Annotated in this window: 19 protein-coding genes and 1 pseudogene; 12 read left to right on the top strand and 8 right to left on the bottom strand. The window is 49.3% G+C overall.

The window, feature by feature from the left end:
* Positions 1-55: 55 nt before the first annotated feature.
* Positions 56-1,282: a hypothetical protein gene (locus ONV78_RS17340; RefSeq protein WP_279504991.1), complete on the top strand. Its 1,227-nt coding sequence runs from the start codon at positions 56-58 to the stop codon at positions 1,280-1,282.
* Positions 1,283-1,340: 58 nt separating this feature from the next.
* On the opposite strand, the gene ONV78_RS17345 is transcribed toward ONV78_RS17340, so the two are convergent.
* The 3 genes from ONV78_RS17345 to ONV78_RS17355 form a co-directional block, all read right to left on the bottom strand.
* The gene (locus ONV78_RS17345; RefSeq protein ID WP_279504993.1) at positions 1,341-2,129 is read right to left on the bottom strand and encodes an AraC family transcriptional regulator; all 789 of its coding nucleotides are present in this window, start codon (positions 2,127-2,129) and stop codon (positions 1,341-1,343) included.
* Between the two features lie 335 nt (positions 2,130-2,464).
* The gene (locus tag ONV78_RS17350; protein WP_279504995.1) at positions 2,465-3,625 is read right to left on the bottom strand and encodes a glycosyltransferase family 4 protein; all 1,161 of its coding nucleotides are present in this window, start codon (positions 3,623-3,625) and stop codon (positions 2,465-2,467) included.
* 77 nt (positions 3,626-3,702) lie between these two features.
* Complete coding sequence (locus tag ONV78_RS17355) at positions 3,703-4,590, bottom strand: PEP-CTERM sorting domain-containing protein (protein WP_279504996.1); 888 nt, start codon at positions 4,588-4,590, stop codon at positions 3,703-3,705.
* Positions 4,591-4,909: 319 nt separating this feature from the next.
* Between ONV78_RS17355 and ONV78_RS17360 the strand changes: the two genes are divergently transcribed.
* The 6 genes from ONV78_RS17360 to ONV78_RS17385 all read left to right on the top strand — a co-directional run bounded on the left by ONV78_RS17360 (position 4,910) and on the right by ONV78_RS17385 (position 14,489).
* Positions 4,910-5,605 carry an LON peptidase substrate-binding domain-containing protein gene (locus ONV78_RS17360; RefSeq protein WP_279504997.1) on the top strand — a complete coding sequence of 232 codons (696 nt, stop codon included), beginning with the start codon at positions 4,910-4,912 and terminating at the stop codon, positions 5,603-5,605.
* 113 nt (positions 5,606-5,718) lie between these two features.
* Positions 5,719-6,252 (top strand): DUF6882 domain-containing protein, encoded by a 534-nt coding sequence (locus tag ONV78_RS17365; protein ID WP_279504999.1) that lies wholly within the window; start codon positions 5,719-5,721, stop codon positions 6,250-6,252.
* A 357-nt stretch (positions 6,253-6,609) separates the two neighbouring features.
* A complete protein-coding gene (locus ONV78_RS17370; RefSeq protein WP_279505001.1) occupies positions 6,610-8,703 on the top strand; it encodes a multicopper oxidase family protein in 2,094 nt (697 codons plus the stop codon).
* A gap of 23 nt (positions 8,704-8,726) precedes the next feature.
* Entirely contained in the window at positions 8,727-10,898 is a 2,172-nt protein-coding gene (locus tag ONV78_RS17375) for a tyrosinase family protein (RefSeq protein ID WP_279505004.1), read from the top strand.
* An 18-nt stretch (positions 10,899-10,916) separates the two neighbouring features.
* On the top strand, positions 10,917-13,268 hold the full coding sequence (locus ONV78_RS17380; protein WP_279505006.1) for a LodA/GoxA family CTQ-dependent oxidase: 2,352 nt from the start codon (positions 10,917-10,919) through the stop codon (positions 13,266-13,268).
* A gap of 99 nt (positions 13,269-13,367) precedes the next feature.
* Positions 13,368-14,489 (top strand): FAD-dependent oxidoreductase, encoded by a 1,122-nt coding sequence (locus ONV78_RS17385; protein WP_279505007.1) that lies wholly within the window; start codon positions 13,368-13,370, stop codon positions 14,487-14,489.
* 294 nt (positions 14,490-14,783) lie between these two features.
* Here the strand turns inward: ONV78_RS17385 and ONV78_RS17390 are convergent, their stop codons facing one another.
* Positions 14,784-15,215, bottom strand: a complete 432-nt coding sequence (locus ONV78_RS17390; RefSeq protein WP_279505009.1) for a DUF6010 family protein — start codon at positions 15,213-15,215, stop codon at positions 14,784-14,786.
* 70 nt (positions 15,216-15,285) lie between these two features.
* Here ONV78_RS17390 and ONV78_RS17395 point away from each other — a divergent pair, with 70 nt between their 5' ends.
* From ONV78_RS17395 to ONV78_RS17405, 3 genes and pseudogenes are all read left to right on the top strand, one after another.
* Positions 15,286-16,275, top strand: coding sequence for a helix-turn-helix domain-containing protein (locus ONV78_RS17395; RefSeq protein ID WP_279505011.1), 990 nt, complete (start codon positions 15,286-15,288; stop codon positions 16,273-16,275).
* A gap of 54 nt (positions 16,276-16,329) precedes the next feature.
* Positions 16,330-16,401: pseudogene (locus ONV78_RS17400) on the top strand (hypothetical protein); the annotation flags it as partial.
* A 287-nt stretch (positions 16,402-16,688) separates the two neighbouring features.
* Positions 16,689-17,057, top strand: a complete 369-nt coding sequence (locus ONV78_RS17405; RefSeq protein ID WP_279505013.1) for a VOC family protein — start codon at positions 16,689-16,691, stop codon at positions 17,055-17,057.
* A gap of 257 nt (positions 17,058-17,314) precedes the next feature.
* On the opposite strand, the gene ONV78_RS17410 is transcribed toward ONV78_RS17405, so the two are convergent.
* The 4 genes from ONV78_RS17410 to ONV78_RS17425 all read right to left on the bottom strand — a co-directional run bounded on the left by ONV78_RS17410 (position 17,315) and on the right by ONV78_RS17425 (position 21,791).
* Positions 17,315-17,620 (bottom strand): GNAT family N-acetyltransferase, encoded by a 306-nt coding sequence (locus tag ONV78_RS17410; protein WP_347815420.1) that lies wholly within the window; start codon positions 17,618-17,620, stop codon positions 17,315-17,317.
* A gap of 274 nt (positions 17,621-17,894) precedes the next feature.
* Positions 17,895-19,964, bottom strand: a complete 2,070-nt coding sequence (locus ONV78_RS17415; protein WP_347815419.1) for a protein-disulfide reductase DsbD domain-containing protein — start codon at positions 19,962-19,964, stop codon at positions 17,895-17,897.
* 74 nt (positions 19,965-20,038) lie between these two features.
* On the bottom strand, positions 20,039-21,103 hold the full coding sequence (locus ONV78_RS17420; protein WP_279505015.1) for a redoxin domain-containing protein: 1,065 nt from the start codon (positions 21,101-21,103) through the stop codon (positions 20,039-20,041).
* A 79-nt stretch (positions 21,104-21,182) separates the two neighbouring features.
* The gene (locus ONV78_RS17425; RefSeq protein WP_279505017.1) at positions 21,183-21,791 is read right to left on the bottom strand and encodes an NAD(P)H-dependent oxidoreductase; all 609 of its coding nucleotides are present in this window, start codon (positions 21,789-21,791) and stop codon (positions 21,183-21,185) included.
* Positions 21,792-21,961: 170 nt separating this feature from the next.
* On the opposite strand from ONV78_RS17425, the gene ONV78_RS17430 reads away from it, so the two are divergent.
* Together ONV78_RS17430 and ONV78_RS17435 are read left to right on the top strand one after the other, a co-directional pair.
* Positions 21,962-23,353: a PLP-dependent aminotransferase family protein gene (locus tag ONV78_RS17430; RefSeq protein WP_279505019.1), complete on the top strand. Its 1,392-nt coding sequence runs from the start codon at positions 21,962-21,964 to the stop codon at positions 23,351-23,353.
* A gap of 178 nt (positions 23,354-23,531) precedes the next feature.
* Positions 23,532-24,296, top strand: a complete 765-nt coding sequence (locus ONV78_RS17435) for a transporter substrate-binding domain-containing protein (protein ID WP_279505020.1) — start codon at positions 23,532-23,534, stop codon at positions 24,294-24,296.
* Positions 24,297-24,353: the final 57 nt, after the last annotated feature.

Genomic DNA, 24,353 nt, shown 5'->3' on the forward strand with positions numbered 1-24,353 from the left:
TGTTGTGACACTTTGCTACACTGCCGCTAGCGGGTACGAAAAGCGGGAGGGCGCAGTGGCGAAAGACAACAAGACGCAAAGTCAACGATTCAAACCAGATTGTAATTTGACGACGCCTTCCATTAGCGCCGATGTGTACGCGCGGAGGATGAAGGACTATGTGCGTGAAGCCGTTTTGCGCGAAGATAAATTTTACGAACACAACTGTTTGACCATCTCGATTACCCCGACATTCAGGTTGAACAACCTGGAACTGACTAAAATGCGTGAGATGGAAGAGGGTAGTGGTTGTTTCCAATTCACCAACAGCAGTCGTCGAATTCGCATATCCCCACAGCAAGAAGGCTATCCCATCGGGGTCGAAAACTTACCTGAAAATGCTCAATCATTGCTACAACAACTAGGCATCAAATGGAAGCTTGCAGAAGCGCAACACTGCGAATGGCACTTTGAGTTTCCATGGGTGATATACGCTTACCTGCTGAATAAAGAGTTGAGAGGATTAAGGGAAGAGTTCATACGCCTGAATCAGCAGCATATCGATATCGACATTGGGCCCTCGTTGCGGGCGTTTAACGACAAATATCTTGAAAAGGCGCTTCGTAAGCGATTTTCCAAACTGGCGGACAAGCCAGATTTGCTACACGCTATTTTGGATCACTATGTAGCTGACGATGTATGGAAAACAAAGCTGTTCCAAATCAGCACGGGCCTGTTCAATTACAGGCTGGACGTTTACTTTGAGGCCCTGGCCAAGGAGATGGCGTCCCATATCTCGGCCGCTGCAGAAGAGGATAACGGAGTAACGCGCATCCTGTTGGATCGACCAGAGTTGTTTCAACAGCCAATGACATATCGTCTATACCGGCGTCATGGCGAGACGCAGAATGGCGATATCAGCGCCTGCTGCGTCCTGATGCCAAGTCATTACGACGAGGAAGTGGGCGATTTCTATCTAGCGGAGCTCAAGCAGATCACTCGCAAAGTCAAAAAACCTTTAAGTTGGTATGACTCTAAGACGCTGCTTGGCGTTATTTATGACGTGCTTTGTCTGAATGTTTTCTATCCCGCTTTAGCCTCCACCGGGGTCTGCGATACCGACATACAATGGTGTGAAGGCGATGATGACTATGATACCGCATGGATTCGCCAACGCCTCGCCAAACATAAGAAGAAAATAGTTAAGGATTGGGATGCTGAAACTGTGGCGAAAGTTCTGGACTATGTGGTGGAAAACGACGCAATCAAAGGTCGGGTTCTGGCGTCGATATTCGAACTCTGACGCCTGCTGCATACCTGATATTCAGCCAGGCGTCACTCACAGAGCCCTTACAATTTCTTTAAGCGCACATTACCTGTAATGGATTATTTTTGTGGAAAAATGCGGATGGAGCATGCCCTAGAATTTTCTTGTAAGTGTTGCTGAAGTGAGGCAAATCAACAAACCCTGCGTAATGCGCGGCGTCTGTAATATTTTGACTTTCACCATAGCCTTTGAAAAAAGCTTTTATACGGCAGCACTGTTTAAATTTACTGAATGAGAGACCATAGGATTTCTTAAATAAACGCATAAAATGGTGCTCAGACAACCCCAACATAGTCGCCACTTCTTTATTGGTCAGTGTATCAGCGGGATCATTCAATACCCACAACATAGCCTTACGGATGCGATGGTCCATAGACAACTTTGGCAAACTACCCTGAGACAGGAATTGATCCAGGCGCGCACGACAGCATGAGTTTTCAGGACGCTCAGCGTAGATATACTGCAATTGTGAGACAAAGTCATTCTCACAATGGAATTCACACCATATATTATTAACTGTTTCAAACAGAAAGTGATCCTTTATAAACTGTTTCCCTGCGCCGAAACAATCCAATGTAATGATGGCGGTAAGATAATTGTTGAAGTCTATATTGATGGCCTGTCGCTGAGGAACAACCAGCACCTTGGCGTTACCGGGCGCTGAGGAACAGGGGGTTGTAAACGTAATACTCCCTTCCAGACTGACAATTAGCAAGTCAGCGGAATGATTTATCCGATACTGCTTATATTCGCTTGTGATCAGGAGTGCTTGGTCCTGCCATAAATAAGCAATAGAAGTATTATCCTTAACTGGTTTACTCACGAGATTACACCTTTCATTCTTAATGAGCCGCAGTTCTCTGCGCTGAGGTTGCTGGTCTAATCCGGATACTAAGTGCGCGGTGGCCTGCTGGGGATGACATTGTCAGAAATGGCGCTGACGAATCAAATATATCTCAATAAAAACAAATTGTTACATCATTTTCCGTGGGGCTGACATGTTAGAAATGGTCCCAATAAAAGGTGCGAGTGAGGCTCAGTCATCACTAAGAGAGCCATAAGAGAAGGCCAGGGTGAGCTGTTCTGGAAGTGGAAGTAAAAAATTCAGGCGAGAGGTGGAGCGTTCTTCCTATAAGCAAGCAGGTAAGAATGAGTTAATTATGAAAGACCTGCCAGCAGTTTTCTGAGATGGGTCTTTGTTGCTGATGAACTATACTTTTCTCTTGCGTATCTGGCGCATGAAGACGCCATTTTTATATAGTAATCAGAGTGATCATAAAACTTAGTAATCTCATCCGCCCATTGCGTGATTTCATTATTATTAACAGGATATCGAGTTGTCGCATTTAGACTTTCAGACAAGGGAATAACAACACCATAGTCACCTACAATTTCAGGCAGAGCGCCTCTGTCGGAAACAATCACTGGCGTCCCATTCAACATGGCCTCCATCGCAACCCTTCCAGCTGCTTCACATACCACTGACGGCATAATAACCAATTTGGCATGCGTATATATCTGCCTGGAAGGCACTGAAGACTGAGAAATAAATATATTCTCATAATCCGAAATATTGAAATTCATTTTCTCCGCTACTGCAGATAGCTGTTGTAAAGAAGCCCTTCCTTCAACAATAAGCACAGGTATGTCCGGCCGCTTTTGAGCTATAAATTCCAATAATCTGATAAACAAAAACAGTCCTTTGGCGGGTTCTGGATTCACCATTGTAAGAAACAGTTTTTCTCCTTCATCTGCAATGACTTCGCTTTCAATCAAAGGAGGATAAATCACTGACATTCGCTCTCGATACTTTGGGTATTGGGTCGCCAGGTAATCGCTGGGAACAATGAAATGATCCACATAATCCAAATGCGTTTGTTGATAAGCAAGATTGTGCAAAGTGAACAGCACTTTGCATTCTCTGTCTTGCGCATATTTCCTAAGCTCCCGTTCGACAGGCGTATCGCCGAAGGTAAGCAAAAAGCGTGGGCGATGTTGCTGCATCAGCGTTTCTGCTTTCTGTTTGAATTTCACAACCGTCTCTGCCTCGGCGCCTTGTCGTGCAGAGATAAACTCAAAGAAAACGCCGCTTTGGATCAGGCCTTCATTAGCTGATCCTGGTCGCCATCCCAGGGACTGGAGGAAATTTTCGTGCTCCTGGTCGTGACGCAGGCATTCCGTCGCGGTGGTGCTCAGGCAAGTCACTCGCCACCCCAGCTGCGCTAATAAAATTGCGAAATGGCGGGTGGAGTGCGCGGCTCCACTGGAGGGATCGAATGGAGATTGCTGGATAAGAATAAGAAGATTGCCGTTACTCATGATCCACTCGGGAGAGGAGGAGGTTGGGTCTGCTCAAATGGCAAACCCAACATCGTTATTGCCTTATTGGATATGCATTACTTGCCCGCGTTGCTGCGACGTCTGCCGCGACGCGCCAGACTCAGAGAGGCGAAGCTCAAGCCAAGCAAGGCCAGATGAGAGGGCTCAGGCACCTCGGAAATATCTCCAGTTGGCGTTACATTCACGCCGACATCGATGGAGTGATCTGGAATAGTGACATGCAGATAGTCATTCATATCCAGCTCAGATGACGGAGCCTGCCATTGAAAAGACAACACCACAGCCCAGTGATAATTTCCAGCTACATCCACGGCAGCGGTTTGCGTGGCGCCGTTAACGCCGGTATGGCCGTTTTCCGCGGTTCCGTAACCAGGAGTGATTGCGCTGTTGTAATAAGTGTACTCACCGTTAGCCGCTACAGGTTTCCCCCAGCTTTCAGGGACCAAGGCGGCCTGCAGCAACCAGGATATGGAATTATCTGAGTCCAGGTCGATATCAAACTCGTAATCCAGGCTCAGAAAATCGCCGGCAGACAGCGCACGGGTGTCGCCTGTCCACATAAAAGCCATGCCCTGTACGCCTTCTGGATTGCGATCCACACCGACGCCATACATGCTGGCCTCTCCATACAGCTTAAGTCCATCGCCCAGCTTTTCCTGTCTGATATAGCCCTGACCACGAGGCGCTCCCTCACAAAACGTCTTGTCTTCATCCGTGCATATGGGCGGCAAGTCGGAAACGCCGGAAAATGCCCGGCTAAAGCGACCGGAAGACGCCCAGAAACCGACATGGCTGGAGTCCAGATCCAGATCTGTACTGTTGATGATACCTGCGGAGGCTGTATCCGCGATGGTGAGTCCGCCTGCGCCGATCGCCGCAATCGCTGCGAATGAGGTTGCGCCCTGTTTTACCAGGAGCTTCGCTTTATCTGTAAAGGTTGACATAGGTTAATACTTCCCCTGTTTGACAGTCTTTTTAATCATTTGCCGCAGGCATTCTAAATACTGCTTTGGTGGGTGGCTTGTATAAAGCTGATGTTGATTTGAACAACTTAAACTGACGAGACCTTTTTCCAGGAACCGGCAAACTAGGTTCGTTTTATACAATCCCGCGACAGAGAGACTGAATATACTGGCGATTCACGATAAACCGATTGAGGTTGAACAGTGATGGATAAGGCCATAATCACACCTATATATCTGCCAATTACACGGCTGCCATTGGGAAGAGGAGAGTTGTGTTGGCCTCTCTAGATATGAAACCATGAACACGCCCGCACGTCAGGTTGGCCTGATTCCTATGCGCCAGGGGCCCTGGTTCCCGGGCTTTATAAGCAGCATGCCTATTGGAAGACCGGAATCTATTCGTCGACTTTCACAGGCTTTGGCTTCAGATAAGTTAATTGCGTTGATCGGCGTTCGCGATCCAGAAGGAGAAGTGAAATCCGTCCGGGATCTCTATTCAATCGGTTCCCTGGTTTATGTGGAAGATGCGTTCAACCGGGGCGATGGCGTTTACCTGGCGTTGATGCGAGGCCTTTGCCGGATCAAAGTGCATAGCCTTAACACTGCGACCGGTACAGCCACGGTCGTCGAGGCGTCGGATGACTCATCGCAGAGTCCCCCAATTGAGAGTATGAAAAGAGAGTTAAGCGAACGCCTGTTAGTCCTTTGTCAAAAGGCCAAACTGGAGAATTGCGAAACCTGGATAATCAGGCAGCTTGACGGTAACCGTTCGGCGTCAGGCATGAGCGATCTGGATGTCATCCTGGGGGCGGCGCTGAATTGCCTGCGTGGCGCTCCAGAGATTTTTCAACCGTCGCAACAACTACAGGCGTTGCAACGCTGGCATGACGTGCTTGCCAGACCGTCTCCTGAAGAGCGCTTTCAACATGCACTGGCGGAGCTGGATGGCTTGATTGAGAGCCTGTGCGTAAATGAGATATCAAAAGAGAATTAGGGAACCTCTGAAAAACTACCTGCGGAGCCATCTGAAGGGTAGATCCTGGCGGTCTCTAAACTGAAGGCGTGTATGCGATACACAAATATTGGCTTGTTAGCTATGGAGCTCTAATGGATTTATTTAAAAAGCTTTTTGGGAAAAAAATTGCTGACGTAATTGTTCCCAAACAAAGTGAAGAAGAGAAAAAATATAACGAATTACTAATGGAGTGTTTTTTAGAGGTACAAGAAAAAAATAAAATTCTTCATGAGAAGTATGGAATTGGTTCACATGAACGCTGGGATTTGGACCAGGATGTAGGAGATTTGGAATTTTCTAATAATGGCGAAATTGTGGTCAAATGTAAGATTGTAATTCTAGGCTCATATTCAAGCGTGTCGGAATCGTGGATGTGGGGGTGGGCGAATGACACTTTGAGCAGCTACTTAACTGACGAAACGCTAAAAATCAAAGAGTACGGTGAAGCCAATAGAGTCATGGATTTAACAGATTCTCAAACTTACGCCACTGAGGGCGAAGCATGGGGTCTGGGCTCATATGGCTGCCGCATTTTAGACGGCATGGGCATTTACAAAGGACCAACAGGAAATGGTTTTGTGCTGATGATGATAAAGTCAGTCCACGAAACAAGCACAGCCAATTAAAAGAGTCTAAGACCTCCAACCTAAATATTACGAATGATGAATCCGGAAAAACGAGCGATCTCTTTTTCCGTTTTTCACATGCCCGATTTTCTGGGGGAAGTCGCCTCACAAACTCTGAGATGACAACTATTGCAAAAAGTGGGTGTCAGCTGGAGAGCGCTGTTAGTGTTTGACGTTTTTTGATATCCGAAAAATATTTTTTTCCACTTCTGACATCCTCCACTATAGTAATTCAATCTAATAAAGTTCTTCTTTGAAGAAAGTTTAGATTTGTGCGCCACGAATCTTTGAGCAGTGATCGCGTGCCACTCTTTGTGATTTGCAATCTATCTGAATGCGTCCAAGGAGGCGACGACCATGATTGGAATCGTTCGGCGGAGTCTGGCTAAGGCATTTGATAACCCATCGTTGTTTCGAACCAGGACTGTTGGAGTTCTGGTCAATCTAATTCTGCTTACATTGGTTTTGCCTGTTCAGGCGGAAACCAGGCGCAGCATCTCGAACCCTCCATTGCTTGAACTCAAAAAGAGCGCGCCTCTGACGACCAACAACTTAAAGTCGATACCCATGTCAGGGTCGCCCAGGGTTGGTACTGAACGACAATTGGATCTCAATATCGTCTATACCGACAGTCGCCTGTACAATCCGGCCACTGGTCGTGATGACAATGTCCGCCTTCGCAGTTATGTGGGAACTGACACCAGTCCAACCCGTCCCTATGTCGCTCCGACGATTGAGGTAACACCCGGTGATACGGTGCGTGTGACGCTGAATAATAAACTGCCTGCTGATTCAAGCTGCATCAAACACGACGATGACGTTAATAAACCCCATTGTTTTAACGGCACGAACCTGCATACCCACGGTCTGTGGATTAGTCCCACGGGAAACAGCGACAATGTTCTGCTGAAAATCAATCCCGGCGTCAGTTTTCAGTATGAATACAATATCCCGCCTGATCACCCAGCTGGGACATTTTGGTACCACACGCATTTGCACGGATCAACCGCACTGCAGGTTTCCAGTGGGATGGCGGGCGCCTTGATCATGCGCGGCGATCGTCCGCCATCTGAAACCAGCAATGGAGATATCGATACGCTGTTGAAAGACAGTGAAGGAAAAAGCTTCCCAGAACGTATCCTGGTGCTGCAACAGATACAGTACGCATGCCTGGATAATAACGGCCAAATCGCAGAAGACACAGATGGCAATGTCTTGTGGGAGTGTCCCGCGGACGTCGAAAATCCAGTCTACGGCGTTGAATCCTACGATCAATTCGGCCCCGGCTCCTGGGCGGATTCCGGTCGTTACACAAGCATCAATGGCGTCGTTTTGCCAATCTTCACCGCCAAGGCCGGGGAGACTGAACGCTGGAGAATGATTCATGCAGGCGTTCGCGATACCATCAGCCTGGAATTCCGCAAATTAAAGTCGAGCATCGCTGAAAGCAGCATAAATACTCTTAACGCGAAGGATGCGGAACTTTATATCAACAATAACTGCACGGGCGATGCGATTCCCTATCATGTTATCGCCGATGACGGACTGACTCGCGCCGCCGCTTGGCAAACTAAGTTGTCTACCTTGCAGCCCGGCTATCGCGCCGATGCATTGGTGGTCTTCCCCGATGCAGGTAGTTACTGTGTCATCGATACCTCAGCTCAGGCAGCGGCCAGTGTTTCCCGGACTGTAGAAAGCAGACAGCTATTGGGGTTGGTAACGGTAGCGCCGGGCGAGACAGTACGCGACATCCACGAATACCTGAAGAAAAGCTTGGTCGCCTCCGCAAAAAAACAAATGCCGATTTCAGTTCAAGACGCTGTTGTAGCTGACTTGCAGAATGATTTGAAATTTACCAGGTTCACACCTCATCCAGATATTGCTGAGAATGAAGTCACTGGTAAGCAGGAGCTGACATTTTTTATTGATACCACCACGGACGATACGAAATTTGAAGTCAGCAACTTTGTAGGTATGTCGAAAACGGACCCAGGCATGCCAATCGACCCGAATCCTTATGATCCCGAGCGCATAGACCGGCTTTTGACCTTAGATGGTGTGGATGAATGGACATTGGAATCCCAGTTCGTGAGTCATCCGTTCCATATCCATGTTAATCCTTTCCAGATTGTGAAAATCCTTGACCCAAATGGTCGGGACGTCAGTGCGCCCGGCGTTGTTGACGACGCCAGCGGAACCATAGATCCCCAATACCCAGGATTGAAAGGGGTGTGGAAGGATACCTTGTGGGTGAAAAGTCTTATTTCAAAAGCCGGACAGGCGCCAAAGGGCATCTACACTCTGGTGGTGCGAACCCGATACCAGCGCTATATCGGCGAATATGTTCTGCATTGTCACATCCTTGACCATGAGGATCAGGGAATGATGCAGAACGTCAGCATTGTCCTGTCGGACGGCCAGGGCGGTTCTGTGGCCTCGGGCCATCACTGATTGATCCAGGCTGCAAGGGTTGATTGACTCGTGCCAATCTTGGGCTTCGACCCTGCGTCCTGCTCTTCCAGGAGGGGATAAATATGTCAGAGCAAGAAAGATCTGCCAGCGGTTACCAAAGGGTGCGGGATATTCTGGAAGCCGCAGCCCAAAGCAGTGATGCCGATTATGGCGGGCTTGGTCGATTCTGGGATTGTGGTGTTGAGGCGTTGAAATCCGCCAAGGTGCACGGCATCGCAATGATTGCGCCTGAGGCTCCTAAATCCTGTTGTGGAAAGGTCATCGTAGACGAGTCTTATCACCGCAGTGAAGCATCTGGATTGATCCAGGGGTTGCGGGGGACGACGCCTTTCGATGGCAGCAGATTTCCACCATTACCTTGGGGTGGCCAACGTGTGGCGGAGAGTGATATTCAATTTATTGCAAGCTGGATTGATGCAGGCTGTCCCGATGAAGGGGAGTCTTCAATCTCAGATCCCATTCTGGTTAATCTGAAGGCGGAAGGCGCGACGCCAATCCGCGTCAAGGATAACGCTGAATTTGGTCTCGCGCCTATCGGCTTCCAGCGCGCCACTCGCCCGGGCGAACTGAAGCAAAGGGTAAATCTTGATTGCCTGCCTGAACAGGACCTGGAGCAGTTGAGGAATGCGTTTCGCATTCTCTATGATTTGAACAAGTGGCCAGAAGATCGTCGCAGTTACAATAATCAGGCGCTAATCCATCAAAATCACTGCCAGCATGGCTGGGAGCGATTTCTGACCTGGCACCGGGCCTATCTCTACGAATTTGAACAGAACATTCAGGATTTCTGTCCCAATCTCACTCTGCCTTATTGGGACTGGACGATGCCGCAGTATCGACCTGAGCAGCCGGAAAAAGGCTGGATTCTTCCCAAGTCTTTTCAGGCTTTCCTGACGGTGGATGCGGTCAAAACTCTGCTCACCCGATTGCATCCAAAGCCAACTCCAGAACAAGAAACACAATTCTACGCGTTAGCAGAACCACGACAGTATTTTGTTTCCCAAACGACTTTCTTTCAGTACGTATACAACAATATTGGCTATACACATATCACGCCGGATGTCGCCAATTCCAATCGACATGCCATGATCGATGCATTGTTACAATCGAATGCGCTGTGGTATCCGCTGCGCTACTCCGCGGAATACAACAAGAACGGCGCCAGTGGCACTATTAACGAAGTCATCCATTATCACTACCCCTCGGCCAGGGATATTCAGGAGATCATGTCGCTGAATAATTTTCGTGATTTCGGTGGAGGTAGTATTTACGACGCGGCGTTCGGATTTTTAGACCAAAATCCCCACAACACAATGCATATCTGGACCGGCGGGATGAATCCATATGCGCAAGGCAAAGGCAGTTACCAGGAGAGTACAAAAGGCTCCGCTACCGCGACAGTGAGCCAACTTGCCGAACACCGCAACCTGTTAGTGAAGGCGGGCGGACGTCGTTTCCACTCCCGCTCTGACCTTTATGAACAGCCTCCTTACGGGGATATGTTCAGTAACTTAACCGCATCCTACGATCCGGTATTCTGGCCCATTCATGTCAATGTGGATCGCCTTTGGTGGGAATGGCAAAAGCAACACCCCCATTCCAATCCTGAAGAGTTGGACGCCATCCTTTCTCCCTGGAATTATACCCAGCGCGACACGCTCAACATCTCCCGCTTTGGGTATGAGTACGTGTTGAATACCTGTTTCATTCCGGTTGGTCTGGATACCACGGTGAATCGCTTTGTGTCGCAATCAATACCTGTGCCGGAAAGGACGCAGGACTTTCGCAAGGCAGAGGTGCGGTTGCATTGGGTGCCGCAGCTGGATCGCTCCTGTTTTATTCGTGTTTTCCTCAATGAGCCGGGCGCCAATGCGTATACGGATTGGCGTAACAACCCGCATTACGCAGGTTATCTATCGATCTTCGGTCATGGCGCCTGCTATGGCGGTCCCGGCCATTGCGCCGCGCCGCCGCCACGGGCCCGTGATTATGATCACCGGACTCCAAATCATAACGCCCCACGCAATTATCGCGTCGACGTGACCGAATGCGCTCGTCGCATGCTCGATTCCTCAGAATCGCTGCAAATCACCTTAGTGGTGATTGGTAGCGATTACGAAGAGGAAATCGATTTACTCAAACTGGAAGGCGTGTCCTTAAACTTCCTGGACTAATAACGGGAGACACACATTGTGAGCACCTATAAAATCCATCCAGGAATCGGCATTGCGCGCCTGGGAAACAGTGAAACTGAATTCTATGTCGGCCCAGATGTTCCCGCCGGGTTACCAATGGAGTGTGATGCTCAAGGCAACACCATTGTTGCGCCTGATGGTTCAGGTCCGTTACTGGTTAAGACATTCAAGGATAGCGAAGGTCGTATCAAGAGGCAGGCGGCACGATTTCAGGTGTTTGTCTATGATGACGAAAACCCTGATGGCAAGCCGCTAAACATCGGTGACAAGGTTTTTGGAGGGGGCAATCACGGCGTCCTGATCGATATTCAGTGGCGGGTCTACCTGGCAAACAAAAAAGCCTCCTGGTATGAGTTTAAGCAACGACAGGGCGAGCACGGTTACGCCCCCAATGCCGCCCGTCGCAATGCGGATGTAAGCGACCGTGATCGGCTGATTATTGATCCCGGCCCTCGTATCGTCGATACCAGCAGCCGGCGCCGCGCCAGTTTTGATCGTAGTGGCGATGGCGCTTACGCCACTACATTCCCGCCCGAGGATATACTTCCTCACGGCATTGATACCCTGGGGGATATTCTCACCGATGACGAGGGTCGTTTACTGGTATTGGGCGGACACGGCCACTCAGGAAGTGAAAAAGCGGGTCCTGGCGAACCGCATATCAGTGATTACGCCAACAATGACGGCTGGTACGATGACACATCCGACGGTCCGGTGATGGCGCGACTGATCATGTACTCTGAGCAGGTAGGGCAGAACCGGTACATCGATGTTGATTATCCTGCCTGGGTCATTGTGGGTTACCCTCGTTTCGTTCCGCAGATCCTTGATATGGTTACTATGGAAGATGTGCTTTATGACATGTATCTCAGGGAGTTTGCGTACGACACATCACTCTATGGTGAACTGGGTGATTTTGATCAACCCGCCAAAGTTTCTCCCCGCGATCCTGAGGCGCTCAGGCTCTGGAAGGCAGGCAGACTGACCTGGAATCGGGAATTCAGGCCCTGGTTCTACCGCGATATCTGGCCAATCCTGTTTCGCCCCAATGAATTCATTTATTTGTCTGACATTCTGGCGCAATCCAATTTTCCCCATGACCAGGAGCGGCGGGGCACGTTTAATCCCTGTCTGCTGGGGCAAACCCCCAAGTACTTCGAGACCAGGGAACAATTGAAAGCCGCAGCAAAACATCCCAATCCCACCACACAGTCCTGTTTGCGGGCTGAAAACCCGGATAATCCATCAATGGCGGCCCAGGGTAAGCTGGCCAGACAGGCGCAGCAAGGTGAAGCCAATGTCGAGGCCTGGCGTGGCCCCCATCTGGATGAGGACGGGATGACAGAGATTCAGGACAAGAAGGGAAGGTGGGTATTGGACCCTTTCAGTCCTATGCGGCATTTCCTGTTCGACCTGCTACGACGTGGCGGTGAGGAAAATGAGTTCAAGCTGGAAGACAAAGTCGGTAGCCGAGTACACAATTTGCCGCTGATGCCATTGTTGTGTGGCGATAATCCGATTACCGATGTCGTCGCCGCCAAATTTCTGCGACTCACCGACTACCAGTTGTTTGTGCTGCGGCAATGGGCGGAAGGCTGCTTCATCAACGAAATGGAAGAAGGTTGGCTGGATCCCAAAACCTATCCGGTATTTCTGCCATATGCCGCAATTCCTGCGCCTTCAACTGGGCGGGAGCTGGATCGTTATGTGATGTCTGGCGTACTGGGCGGCGCGTTTTGTCCAGGTGGGGAAGTGGGCTGGGTTATGCGCAATCCATCCATCTATCGAGAGCCCTACCGAATCAAGGCGGATAGGGGGTGGTCCGATTTTCTGCAGACCGCTGCAGAGGCCAACGCCAAACACGCCAGCCTGCTGGATGACAAGACGTTTGCAATCAGTGAGCCGCTCAGTCAGGACAGTAATTTCGATACTGGCCTGCAGCCTGGCGATCTGACCAAATCAATGGCGCAGCCCTGGCAGGCGGACTTCAATGAGTGTACTACCCAGACCATCAACATCACCTATGCCGACTGGAATAACCTTTATGCCAGTAGTGAAAGTGATTCGCGACTTAAAAAAGAAGAGATGACTTGGGAGACCTTGTGGTGGCCAGCGCACCGGCCGCTACAGTCGAATCAGTTGATCGGCTTCGATAAGGATGGAAATCCGCAATTGACCTGGACCACCTGGAGTCAAGGTGTTCAGCAGACCAATGCCGGGGATTTTAAAATGGTGAGCGAGTGGAGCAAGCTCGGTTTCATCATTCGCAATCCTAATCTGCCTCCCAGCAGCGCCTTCACACCCAGTACCGGGCCGGACGACCGCTATTACAGTGTGGAAGCCGAATAGGTAACGCAATATTGAGATCATTGAGGATGCGATGCAATCTTTGAGTGGCGCTATTGGTGTTCCGGGTTGGTCACTAACACTTTATGCGGTAGAAGCAGGATGAAAGAAAGCGCCTGGGATGTATTCATCGCAGGCACCGGTCCTGCAGGTTCTGCGACGGCGCTTTCTCTTGCCGCTATTGCACCGGAATTGCGTGTCTGCATGGCAAATGCAGGCCTGGATGATCCGTTTCGCGTTGGTGAGTCAGTGCCACCCTTGTTGCAACAGTTACTGGCGCCGTTGGGGCTATGGGACAGCTTCCTGCGCGAACGACATTCACCGACCTTTCGTACGTTAAGCGCCTGGGGGCGTCCGTATCTGGAAGGAAATGAATTCTTCCTGCAGGTGCATAATACCGGCTGGCGTATTGATCGCATGCGATTCGATCGTTGGCTGGCGGCAGAAGCGGAACAGCGCGGCGCTACCGTTGTTCCGGCAAAAGTGCATGCCCTGGCGCGAGAGAAAACCTGCTGGCGAGTTAACTGCGGTGAAGGGGGCTTTCATACCGCTCGCTGCGTGGTGGACGCCACCGGGCGAGGCGCATTTTTGATGCGCATGACGGGCGTGAAAGCCACGGCCTATGAACGTCAGGTTGCGTGTGTGAGATTTTTTCAAGAAACAGCAGATACCGATCAGCCGGGCAGGGATGCAACCGTTGTTGAAGCGTTTGAGCATGGTTGGTGGTATAGCGCGGGAACACCTGGCGGGCAGCGGGTAGTGGCCATGATGACGGATAGCGATCAGGTGCGCCACTTAGGCGCCGCGAGGGAGGGCATCTGGCGACAAATGCTGGCGCAGACAACTTACGTCCGTCCGTTGGTCGGAACAGAAACCCCTCTCGGTCCACTACGCATTTGGCCGGCTGGGTCTCGATGTATCAAAGGTTTTTTGCCTGATGGCCTGATACCCGTTGGTGACGCAATGTCCTGTTTTGACCCGCTGTCGTCGCAAGGTATTTTAAAGGCGCTCCGTTCCGGCGTCTTGGCATCTTATGCGATTGCAGACAGCCTGGTTTATCGACGCAATGATCGTGGCTACGCCCAGTATGGAGCGCTGATGCGGCGGGAGTTCGATTCCTATCGGGAGATTCAGCAAAAATACTATCGCCAGGAGCAACGCTGGCCGGATTCACCATTCTGGCGACGACGACATCTCACTTCCATTAACGTGGCTAAAGCCTGATCACGCTGGATCAAACGTCTTCATCCGCCCTTAGCGTGTTGAGGGAACCCTGGCTTGGGGCGGAAAGTAAATGGGTTGTTGTGGGGCACGGCGCCAATCATATTCCGCCGCCAGTGCGGCCGCTTCAGCCACTGATCGTCCTGCAAGTCGTGACACCAGATAAAAAGCCATGTCCGTTCCTGCGGATACTCCGGCGGAGGTAACAACAGTGATTATGATTTAATTAGGGTTGCTGGTGTAATAGATAGCCACCCAAAATATCAATACTAAAACTAGCGCACGAGAAAGCATGTTTCACCTGCCTACTTCAGCATGCTTACGCTTATACATAAAAGATAAAATAGATGGAGCACCGATTAAGAACCATATGGCTATAGCTGCATCAAATATCATACACCCCCAAGAAGAGGATGGCATAAATGGCCATATAGGATTTCCATAAGCATGGTGAAGCACATCCCATACAGAATGAAGCAACCATCCCATTCCAACCCATCTTATATTTTTTAGTCCTAACAAGCCTATTCCTGTCATTATAAAGACGAAAGGCAGCTCCCATACCCCAAATCCACCTCCAGACAAATAAGCAGATCCAGCTCCACTTATCAATAAACTATTAAGTTGCTGCCGTAGCTTTGGCGGCAATAGAGACATAACTATTATGAATGGCAATGCACTCAACAAAGGGCCAACATGAAAGGCCAAAGGGTATTCATAGACAGGCATTTTTAGCTCCTTATTGCTATTGATTAGCGGTTAATTCTGCCTGATTATAAAAAACCTTCCAGTGGCTTAAATGACAGCAAACAAAGGATTTATGACAAAACAACAATCCCTCCATAAAATCGCCCTCCTTGTTTTCGATGGGGTAGCCATTGGCGATGTATCGGTCCCTATTAGCCTGTTTCCCTATGCAGTAAACCGAGCTGGCTCTCCGATCTATACCGTTGGCATCTGTAGTAGTACAGAACGATTACAGACAGGTTTCTTGACAATAGCCGCGCCGAATGACCTGTCATGGGCTTTATCTGCGGACACCCTTATAGTTCCAGGTGTTGATGATCTTGAAACAGCTATACCAAGCGAGCTAATTGACATCATTCAGAAGGCATGGGTAAAGGGGGTTAGAATCGTTTCCTTGTGTACGGGGGCGTTTATTTTGGCTCAAGCTGGAATTTTAGACGGAGCCAAAGCCACTACACATTGGAAAGCGACAAATGAGTTTGTTAAACGCTTTAAAAAAATCAAGTTCGTTCCGGATGTATTGTATGTAGACAACGGCCAAATACTTACTTCTGCAGGCGCAACCGCCGCATTCGATTTATGTCTTCACTTAATTAGAGAAGATTGCGGGAATGAAGTCGCTGCGACAATTGCAGATCTAGCCATGGTCCCAATGGAAAGAGCAGGTATTCAACCCCAGTTAAGTCATTCAAGCCTCTTATCTGAAAATGATCCCATTACCAAGATTCTTGCATGGATTGAAGAAAACATAGAGCGCTCTTTTTCACTAAATGATATTTCCAATAAATTCAACTTAAGCACACGAACCTTAACACGGCTATTTATTGGTTCGGTTGGCTTGCCACCAGCTAAGTGGATTACGATGGCTCGCATAAGAAAGGCAAAGAGCCTTCTTGAAAACACCAATTTATCAATAGACATTATTGCAGAAGCGGTAGGTTATAGTTCAGCAGAGGTATTTAGAGAAAACTTTAGAAAGGCTTCCAAGTTCAGCCCATCCACTTATCGACGTATTTACCATCGCGACATTTGGAGCGAATAGCTTATTGTCATTTTCTAGCGGCTATTACGCCTGGGTAAGCAGCCTCACTAGACAGGCTTGATTAAGCGGTTCTGGTTGGAGTCAGGAGGGGTGTACGGATATCGCAAAATCCATAGTGATTTGCGACGAGATGGATATATCAAGATATGTGAATAGCGCTCAATCAAAACAAATGTCCACTAATGTCAATTAGTGGACATTGCATGTGTGACGAATATTACTGCTCACAAGGCTTTATTCGCGTTCACCACGCAAAATCCCCAAATTCACCAACCGCCAAACGATTCAATGCAAATGACCTGACCAGGCCAATTATCTTTCACCAGCAAAAGTTATTAAGATCCCTCACATGATTCACGCCCGCACCAGCGATGGTGATTGAGGCCAACACGCACATAAAGGAGAAATTATTCGTGTTTGATCATGTCGTATTTGGAGTCAGTAATTATGCTGTCAGCAAAGCATTTTACCTCCAGGCGCTGACACCACTCGGCGTCACTGTTGTTCAGGAAGGTCCGCTTGGCATCGAGTTCAGCACAGACGGTAAGTCTTCACTGTGTCTATTCGAGGCCAAGGAAAAACCCGCACATCTACATCTGGCTTTCATCGCCAAAGACCGTCAGCAAGTCGCGGATTTTTATCAGGCGGCTCTGGAAGCTGGCGGCAAGGACAATGGAGCACCTGGTTTGCGTCCTCAATATCACGCGAGTTATTACGCAGCATTTGTTATTGATCCGGACGGACACAACATCGAAGCTGTCTGCCATGAGCCCGAGGCTTAGTCTTAAAGAGTCGACATGAGGGATCTTAATAACTGAGGCGCTATATCCACAGACGCCTCTGTCTCGCTATGCACACCCATGAATGCGCATAATATATATTATGTTAAATTGGATATTGGGATTACGAATGGCGTGTCGGCGTTTCTGTTTGTCATGACAACCCCACAGGCTTTGGCCCTTTCGAATCGCTCTTCTGTTAAAGGCTGTTCGTCGTTCACAACAAGCCATATCTGATTTCCAATTTCCAAACTCGTTGATCACGCCTTTAGATTGCGATACCAAAACAAAGCCGTTTCTCCCGCGTTTTCGCTGTTTGCATAAAGCATCCGATCAAAACCTTCCAGCCTGTATCCTGCACGAGCATATAGCTTGCATGCTGCTGGATTGGTTGACTGGGTTTCCAGGCGAATGAAACGGAAACCCTGTTCTTGCGCCCATTCTTCTGTAGCGCCAAGTAGAATCATACCTACGCCTTGGCCGCGTGCGTTACGGTCGACGGCTATCTCCGCAATTTCCGCCATGCCATTCCAACTCTCAACGATCAGAGCGAAACCGACCGACAGAACGGATTTTTTCTACGTCATCATATGGAGAGACAATCTCATGCGTGATTTCGAAGGAAAAGTCGCATGACTCCAGCTCATCAGTGGAAATGGCGGTTACAAGCGAAATGTGGGGATTTGGGTCTGGTCTCATTGCCGCAACAATATGTGGCGTCGGTAACGTTGTCTACTTTGGATTGAATTAAGGGGAATTGAACAAGGGGATATGGCTCGCCATAACCAGCAGAGACAAGCCCCCCACTCTAATCACACTCCAGCCTCTGCCCAGAGAGCACTAACCCCCGGCCTGATTAATCAACACCGACGGGGTCAAAACCTGGGGCAAGGTCAACGGTGTACCTGTCCCTTGTTTATACCATAGATAGAGAGGCACACCGGATCGGCCATGTTGGGACAGGAATTCGGTTATCTTGCTATCGCCGCTGGTCCAGTCGCCGACCATGGTGACGACGTTGCTTTGCTTAAATGCTTCTTTTACGTCTTTTTGATCGATGGAGGTCTTTTCATTTACCTTGCAGGTCAGGCACCAATCGGCGGTGAAATACAGAAACACATCTTGTTTTTCACGCAATGCGCTCAGCTGATCCTGATTAAACGCAACCGCTTCTGAGGCTTCTTTCTGCTCAAGTTGTGAAGAGGCATGAGTGGGCGATATCCAGCTGATCACCGCCAATAAAGGCAATAGCGTTAATGAGATAGCGGGCCACCACTCTCCTCGACGTTGCGATTGTTGCCATAAACCGGTTATCCATAAACCAAACGCCGACAACATCGCAGCTGCGAGCACGGACAAAACATAATCGTTGTTTGATTGGCGCATCAAAACCCAGATTAAGCCAATGACCGTCACAAACATCGGCAGAGAAAGTACGCGTCTGGCTGTCGTCATCCAGGCGCCGGGCTTCGGTAAGTGTGCGCGTAATGCGGGAATAAAACTCACCAACAACAACGGTAATGCCATGCCAAAACCCAGGCCCGCAAAGATCGTAAATGCGATGCCGGCGGGCAACACCAAGGCCGCCCCCAAAGCGGTCGCCATGAAAGGCCCCGTGCAAGGTGTAGCGATAAATGCGGCTAAAACTCCGGTCCAAAAGTCGCCAATCGGACCTTTTTTATCTTGCAGCCGAGACCCGGAAGTCATGGTTCCGATTTCAAAGAGGCCAGCTAAATTGAATCCAATGGCGCTCATTAAGACAATCAACGCTGCGATCACCGCTGGGCTCTGGAGCTGAAACGCCCAGCCGATTTGATGCCCCAGCGCTCGCAGGCCCAGGATCACGCCGCCCAATAACACACATACCAGGACAGCGCCAAACGTATACGCAACAGCGCCGGACCTGGCGTCTTTTTCAGATTCCTGATGCGTAAGGCTTAATATCTTCAAACTTAATATAGGAAATACGCAGGGCATGATGTTGAGCAGTAAACCGCCCAGAATTGCGCCGAAAAAGGCCGTGGCGCCCAGAAGCCACGTATTTTTGATCGATGAATCGCTGCGGTTGTTTTTCGCTTCAGATAGTAAGGCCGCGCGCTCGGATTTATCCGCCTCAAAACTCAGCGCTATGCCGTTATCCAGCACCAGGACGCCCTGAAATCGTTCACCCAGCTCATCGCCCGCTTGCGTTTGCATGCGAAGAACATCGCCGTCATGGGAGAGAGTCTGCTTGGCGTTATTTGCAATCGTATGATTAATGACGGGATAGATATGAGCGTTATCACTTTCAATTGCGCTCGGTAGCGGCAAGGCGAGATAAAACTCTCCGTTTTCAACGGAAAACCGTCCTTTGGCGCCCAGTGGTTTGGCTAACTTTTGTCGCCATTGAGCGAATTTATGCGCGCGATCTTCGGAAACGCGCCCGTCACCGACAACCAGCGTGGTTTCAACCTGTTGCTGTTCAGGCAGGCACACAGAGGGACTGCAAACCAGATAACTGACATCGAGTTTTATGGGAAGTGAGCTTCCCTCCGCAACGCTGTTATCAATCTTTACCCGTGTCAGCAGCGTGAACTCGCCGGGATAAACGTAGTTCATGATATCAGCGGTTAACAGCTGGCTTGGGGCCGGGTATTGCATCTCCCCTACTGTCACGCCATCCGGAAGCTGCCAGCTAAACTTGGTTGGAAAACCTGCGTCGCCAGGGTTAAGCCAATAGCCATGCCAGCCTTGTTGGGGCGTCATTGTTAACGCCAGCTCCAGCGTGCCGCCAGCGGCAGGGTGATCTGATTCCAGCGCAATAGCGATCGAAAGCAGGCGCTGATTTTCCAGTGGTTCATTCGCTATGGCTTGTTGCGAACATAGCAAGACAACCAACCAAGTCGTCACTAATTGCATGAAGAGTTTCATTCAGCGCCTGCTTCCTATACTTTCTGTTAGATCAGCTATTTCCCGTTAGTTCAGCTATTTCTGGTTAATTCAGCCTATTTGAAGGATGAAATAGTTTGTAAGGTGATATCGAAATCCTCATCCTGGATCGAAGATTTCAGGCTAATAACCCCGTTAGGCTCAATGACGGTGATAGTGGGTATTTGATTGACGCCAAATTGCTTAAACAGCTCTCCGTCGTCATCGAATACGATTGGTGGGATGGCGGCATAGCTCTTGCGATAATCTTTAAGGTCGGCAGCCGACGTCCATAGGTTGCTCGAAACGGTCACCCACTGCACATCGGTCGATTTGGATTTGCTTTCCAGCAGTTCGCGAACCTGAGTGCAGGCTTTTGAGGTCTTGGGTTCCGTTTCCTCTAGATACCATTCACACCATGGCGCGAAGAACACAACAGCCACTTTTTTGCTGTTTGACGTGTTAAAACGAAAATTTAGCGCTTGCTCATCAATGGTTGAGAAAGACACATCCTGCGCCGTATCTCCTTTTTTATAACCTTCATCGTTGAGCGCCAGGTCAGGGTTGTTGAGTGGTTTTTCAGCAGGCTTTTCCGCGACGACGCTATCCAGCGCCTGATGGAGCGTCTGATCATCTTTATGTCCGAAATAGGCGAACTCGCCTTTTTTATCGATTAACACGTGCTGAGGGGTAACGCGTAATTGAAAGGCGCGCGCCAACTCCCCGTTGTCGATGGTGATTGGCATGGTCAATCCCACCTTTTTACGAAACTCAGTAACGGATTCCAGGGTGTCGCTTATCCCTGTATTGATCGCAACGACCTGAATTTTATCGCCGTACTTTTTGTAGATCTCTTCAAAGCCCTGCATCTGTTCACGACAAGGTCCGCACCAAGTCGCCCAGAATTTGAGATAAACGGGCTTATCGCCGTAAATTTGAGCAAGATCGATCGTTCCGCCGTCAATATCCTTGATCTTGAATGTCGGCGCCGGCGCGCCCAACAGTGACTCACCGGCAACCTTAGCCCGTCGCTCGCCTTCGGCGGCATAATCCGCGTCTTCCGCATAGCCGGCTTGAGAAAACACACTCAGATATAGCGCAATCAACGGTATTTTCATCAAGCCTTTAAGTTGTACTCGCATGGTAATTTTCCTGGTCTTTATTAATCAGGCATGCGCCTGATGATTAAACGTAAAAGTTTGGAGATCGGAATCCGGGTAACTAGATATACATTTCATCAACGCTGGAAATCGCGTTGGGTACGGCGGATGTGCGGGTCAGCGGATCGTGCGTGCCATCAACCCGCACGATATTCACATCGGTGACGCCGATGTATTCAAACGCCACTTTTACATAGGGGGTAAACTGGTCATGACTGACAAAGGGGCCGCTTGAAAAGACGCTTCCGCTCGCCATGACGACGTACACTTTTTTATCCTGAACCAACCCTACCTTGCCGCCCGCTTCCGTAAACTTGAAGGTCCGCCCTGCTCTGGTGACATGGTCAAACCAGGCCTTTAACACAGAGGGCAATCCCAGATTCCACATCGGTGACGACAGGACGATCAGTTCGCTGGCGAACAGCATGTCGATCATTTTGTCTGAAAGTTTGACGGCGTTTTGTTGCTGCTCGGTCCGTTCTTCAGGCCTGGTAAAGAAGGCTTCAATCGTGAATCCGTCCAGATGCGGCAAGGGTTCTTGCGACAGGTCGAGCACATGTTCATTGATATCCGGGTATTTCATTTTCAGGCGGTCGACAAGGTAGTCGGACACTTCCCTCGACGCGGAACCATATAGATTTGGACTCACTTTGATGTGCAAGAGATTCATACTACTCACCTTCGGGATCAGGATATCTATGACAGCTAGAGGCCAGACAACGATAAGGCGCTATACGGGTCGTCCCGGACGCCAATCAACCTGGCGGACTGGTGATGAATTATGGGGAAAAATGACGTATTTTAAGGGTACAAAATTCGTATTTTTAAGTAGGACATAGGGTGGGCTACAAAGATATCTATGATCGCTTTATAAACGCCATACATAGTGGCGATCTGAAGCCCGGCGAGCGGGCGCCCTCCATACGCAACCTGGCGCAAGAGCTGGGCGTCGCCAAAAAAACCGTTGAGTCGGCGTATGATATTTTGATTGGCGAGGGTTACCTTGTCAGTCGTGGACCCAGGGGAACCCTCGTTAACCCGGATTTGGTCATCGATGCCGCTTACCGGAATCATGCGCCAAACAAGCTTGATGACCCGGATTTAAGAAAGATCGTGGATTTTCGGGATGCGCGGGGATTCTTTCAGCTCGGCATTCCGTCGCTGGATGAGTTTCCATATAAAAAGTGGCTGCTTCTATCAGGAAAAGTGGCCCGTTCCATGACCTATGAGGACATGAACCATCCGTCTGTGATGGGACACCTCCCCCTTCGGCAGGCGATCGCAAACTACCTGAATATTTCACGGGGCATAGACTGCTCCGCAGACCAGATCTTCATCACCAATGGCTATAACTCCAGTCTTAGGCTTATCTTTGAGGCGATAGCGTCAAACCACGATAAAGTCGTTTTTGAAGAACCTGGGTACTTCTTTGGTCAAAAGCTGTTAGAGAGACGCGTCCCAACCCTCTTCTATGCGCCCGTGGATTCGGACGGCCTCAACGTCGACTTTCTGGCCGCCCATCATAACGATGCGAAATTTGTCGTCACCACACCCTCCCATCAAAGCCCGCTTACCGTCAGCCTGTCTTTACCGAGACGGCATCAGTTACTGAACTGGGCGCAAGAGAATCAAGCGTGGATCATCGAAGATGACTACGACGGGGAGTTCCACTTTGCCCGCAAGAATATTCCCTCGTTAAAAAGCCTGGATGTCTTTGATCGGGTGATCTACGTGGGAACCTTCAGCAAGACCATCATGCCGTCATTACGTACCGCCTATGTGGTGATCCCCAAAGCCGTGCTGCCACAGTTCTACGAAACGGCGGAAATGGTTGAGACAGGATTGCCGCTGCTTCCGCAGAAAATTCTGGAGTCATTTATATCCTCCGGCGCTTTCTACAAGCACCTTAAGCGCATGCGATCTCTGTATGAATCCAGAAGAAGAATGGTGCATGACGCCTTCATGGAAATGTATGGCGACTACTTCGATATGCCGCTTCAGAACGGCGGCATGCATATTGTCGCCTTCCTGAAACACGGAGCCAAAGACAGAGAGCTTTGCAATATCTGGCAGTCGCATAATCTGCAGGTGCTGCCGCTTTCAATGTGGTACGCCCAGAAGAAAGACAGGAAATACGGACTGGTCATTGGTTACACCAATATCAAATCCAAAGAAGACGCCCTCTCCGCCTTGCGCCTCCCCTATCAACAGACGCTGGAGTTAGTTGCCTAGTGGTTAGGTGGCTAGTATTTAGACTGCTATAATTACCTTCATCGATTACTCTTCAAACATCCAGGCCTGTAACACTGACCGTTTTTATCTCCCTATGGACGTTACAGCGCAACATAGCTCGGCCGTTGGGCGAACCAAACACCCCTGACCCAGTGTTTCGCGCCCTTTGGAGGCTCCCATGAAGCGAATAAGACTAGCGTTGCTAGGCGCACTTCTAATAACCACTAATGTAACGGCTGATGAAATTTCTTTTCTGACTCATAACGTGGAAGGACAGGTTTATACCGACCAGGCTGGTGAACTTAGAGGCATAAAGCATTCCGGCAAAAGAGCCTTCAATATCGAAGTCGTTAGAGAATTGATGCTGACAATGAAGCATTCCACTAAGTTTCAAGAAGTCCCCTTCGCCAGAGGCATGCAGATGGTCACGAAAAACAATGACCTGGCGATGTTTAATGTCAGCAGAACTCCAGATAGGGAAAACATGGTTAAATGGGTTGGCCCCATTCAGAAAGAAGAAGATTATTTTTATGAAATGAAGTCGGCTCCAACAGGCATATCAAAATTAGAAGACGCCAGAAAAGTTTCCTCAATATGCGTTCTAAATGGCGCAATACATCACAAAATCCTTAACAGCTATCACTTTAATAACATCTATACCAACGTAAGCTATGTTGGCTGTTTCAATATGCTGAAGAAAGGCAGGGTTGATTTAACAGTGTCGGCCTCAAGCACAGTATTAAGCAAGTTAAAAGAAGCGGAAATATCGCCAGATCAAATTCAGCAAACGCCAGTGGTGCTGTTAGTATCAGAAGGATATATTGCTTTTTCCAACAACATCCCTGACGAAACCGTTGATAAGTGGCAACAAGCCCTTGATCGCCTAAAGGACTCTGGCGAGTATGAAAAACTCTACCAACTCTATTTTTTACCTGATGATTGAGACACCCGGCAGTCACAATGCCTGCTTGGCGCCACCGTGTCCCTCCGCGAAAAGAAC

Source organism: Hahella sp. CR1 (genome assembly GCF_029813005.1).
GTDB lineage: Bacteria > Pseudomonadota > Gammaproteobacteria > Pseudomonadales > Oleiphilaceae > Hahella.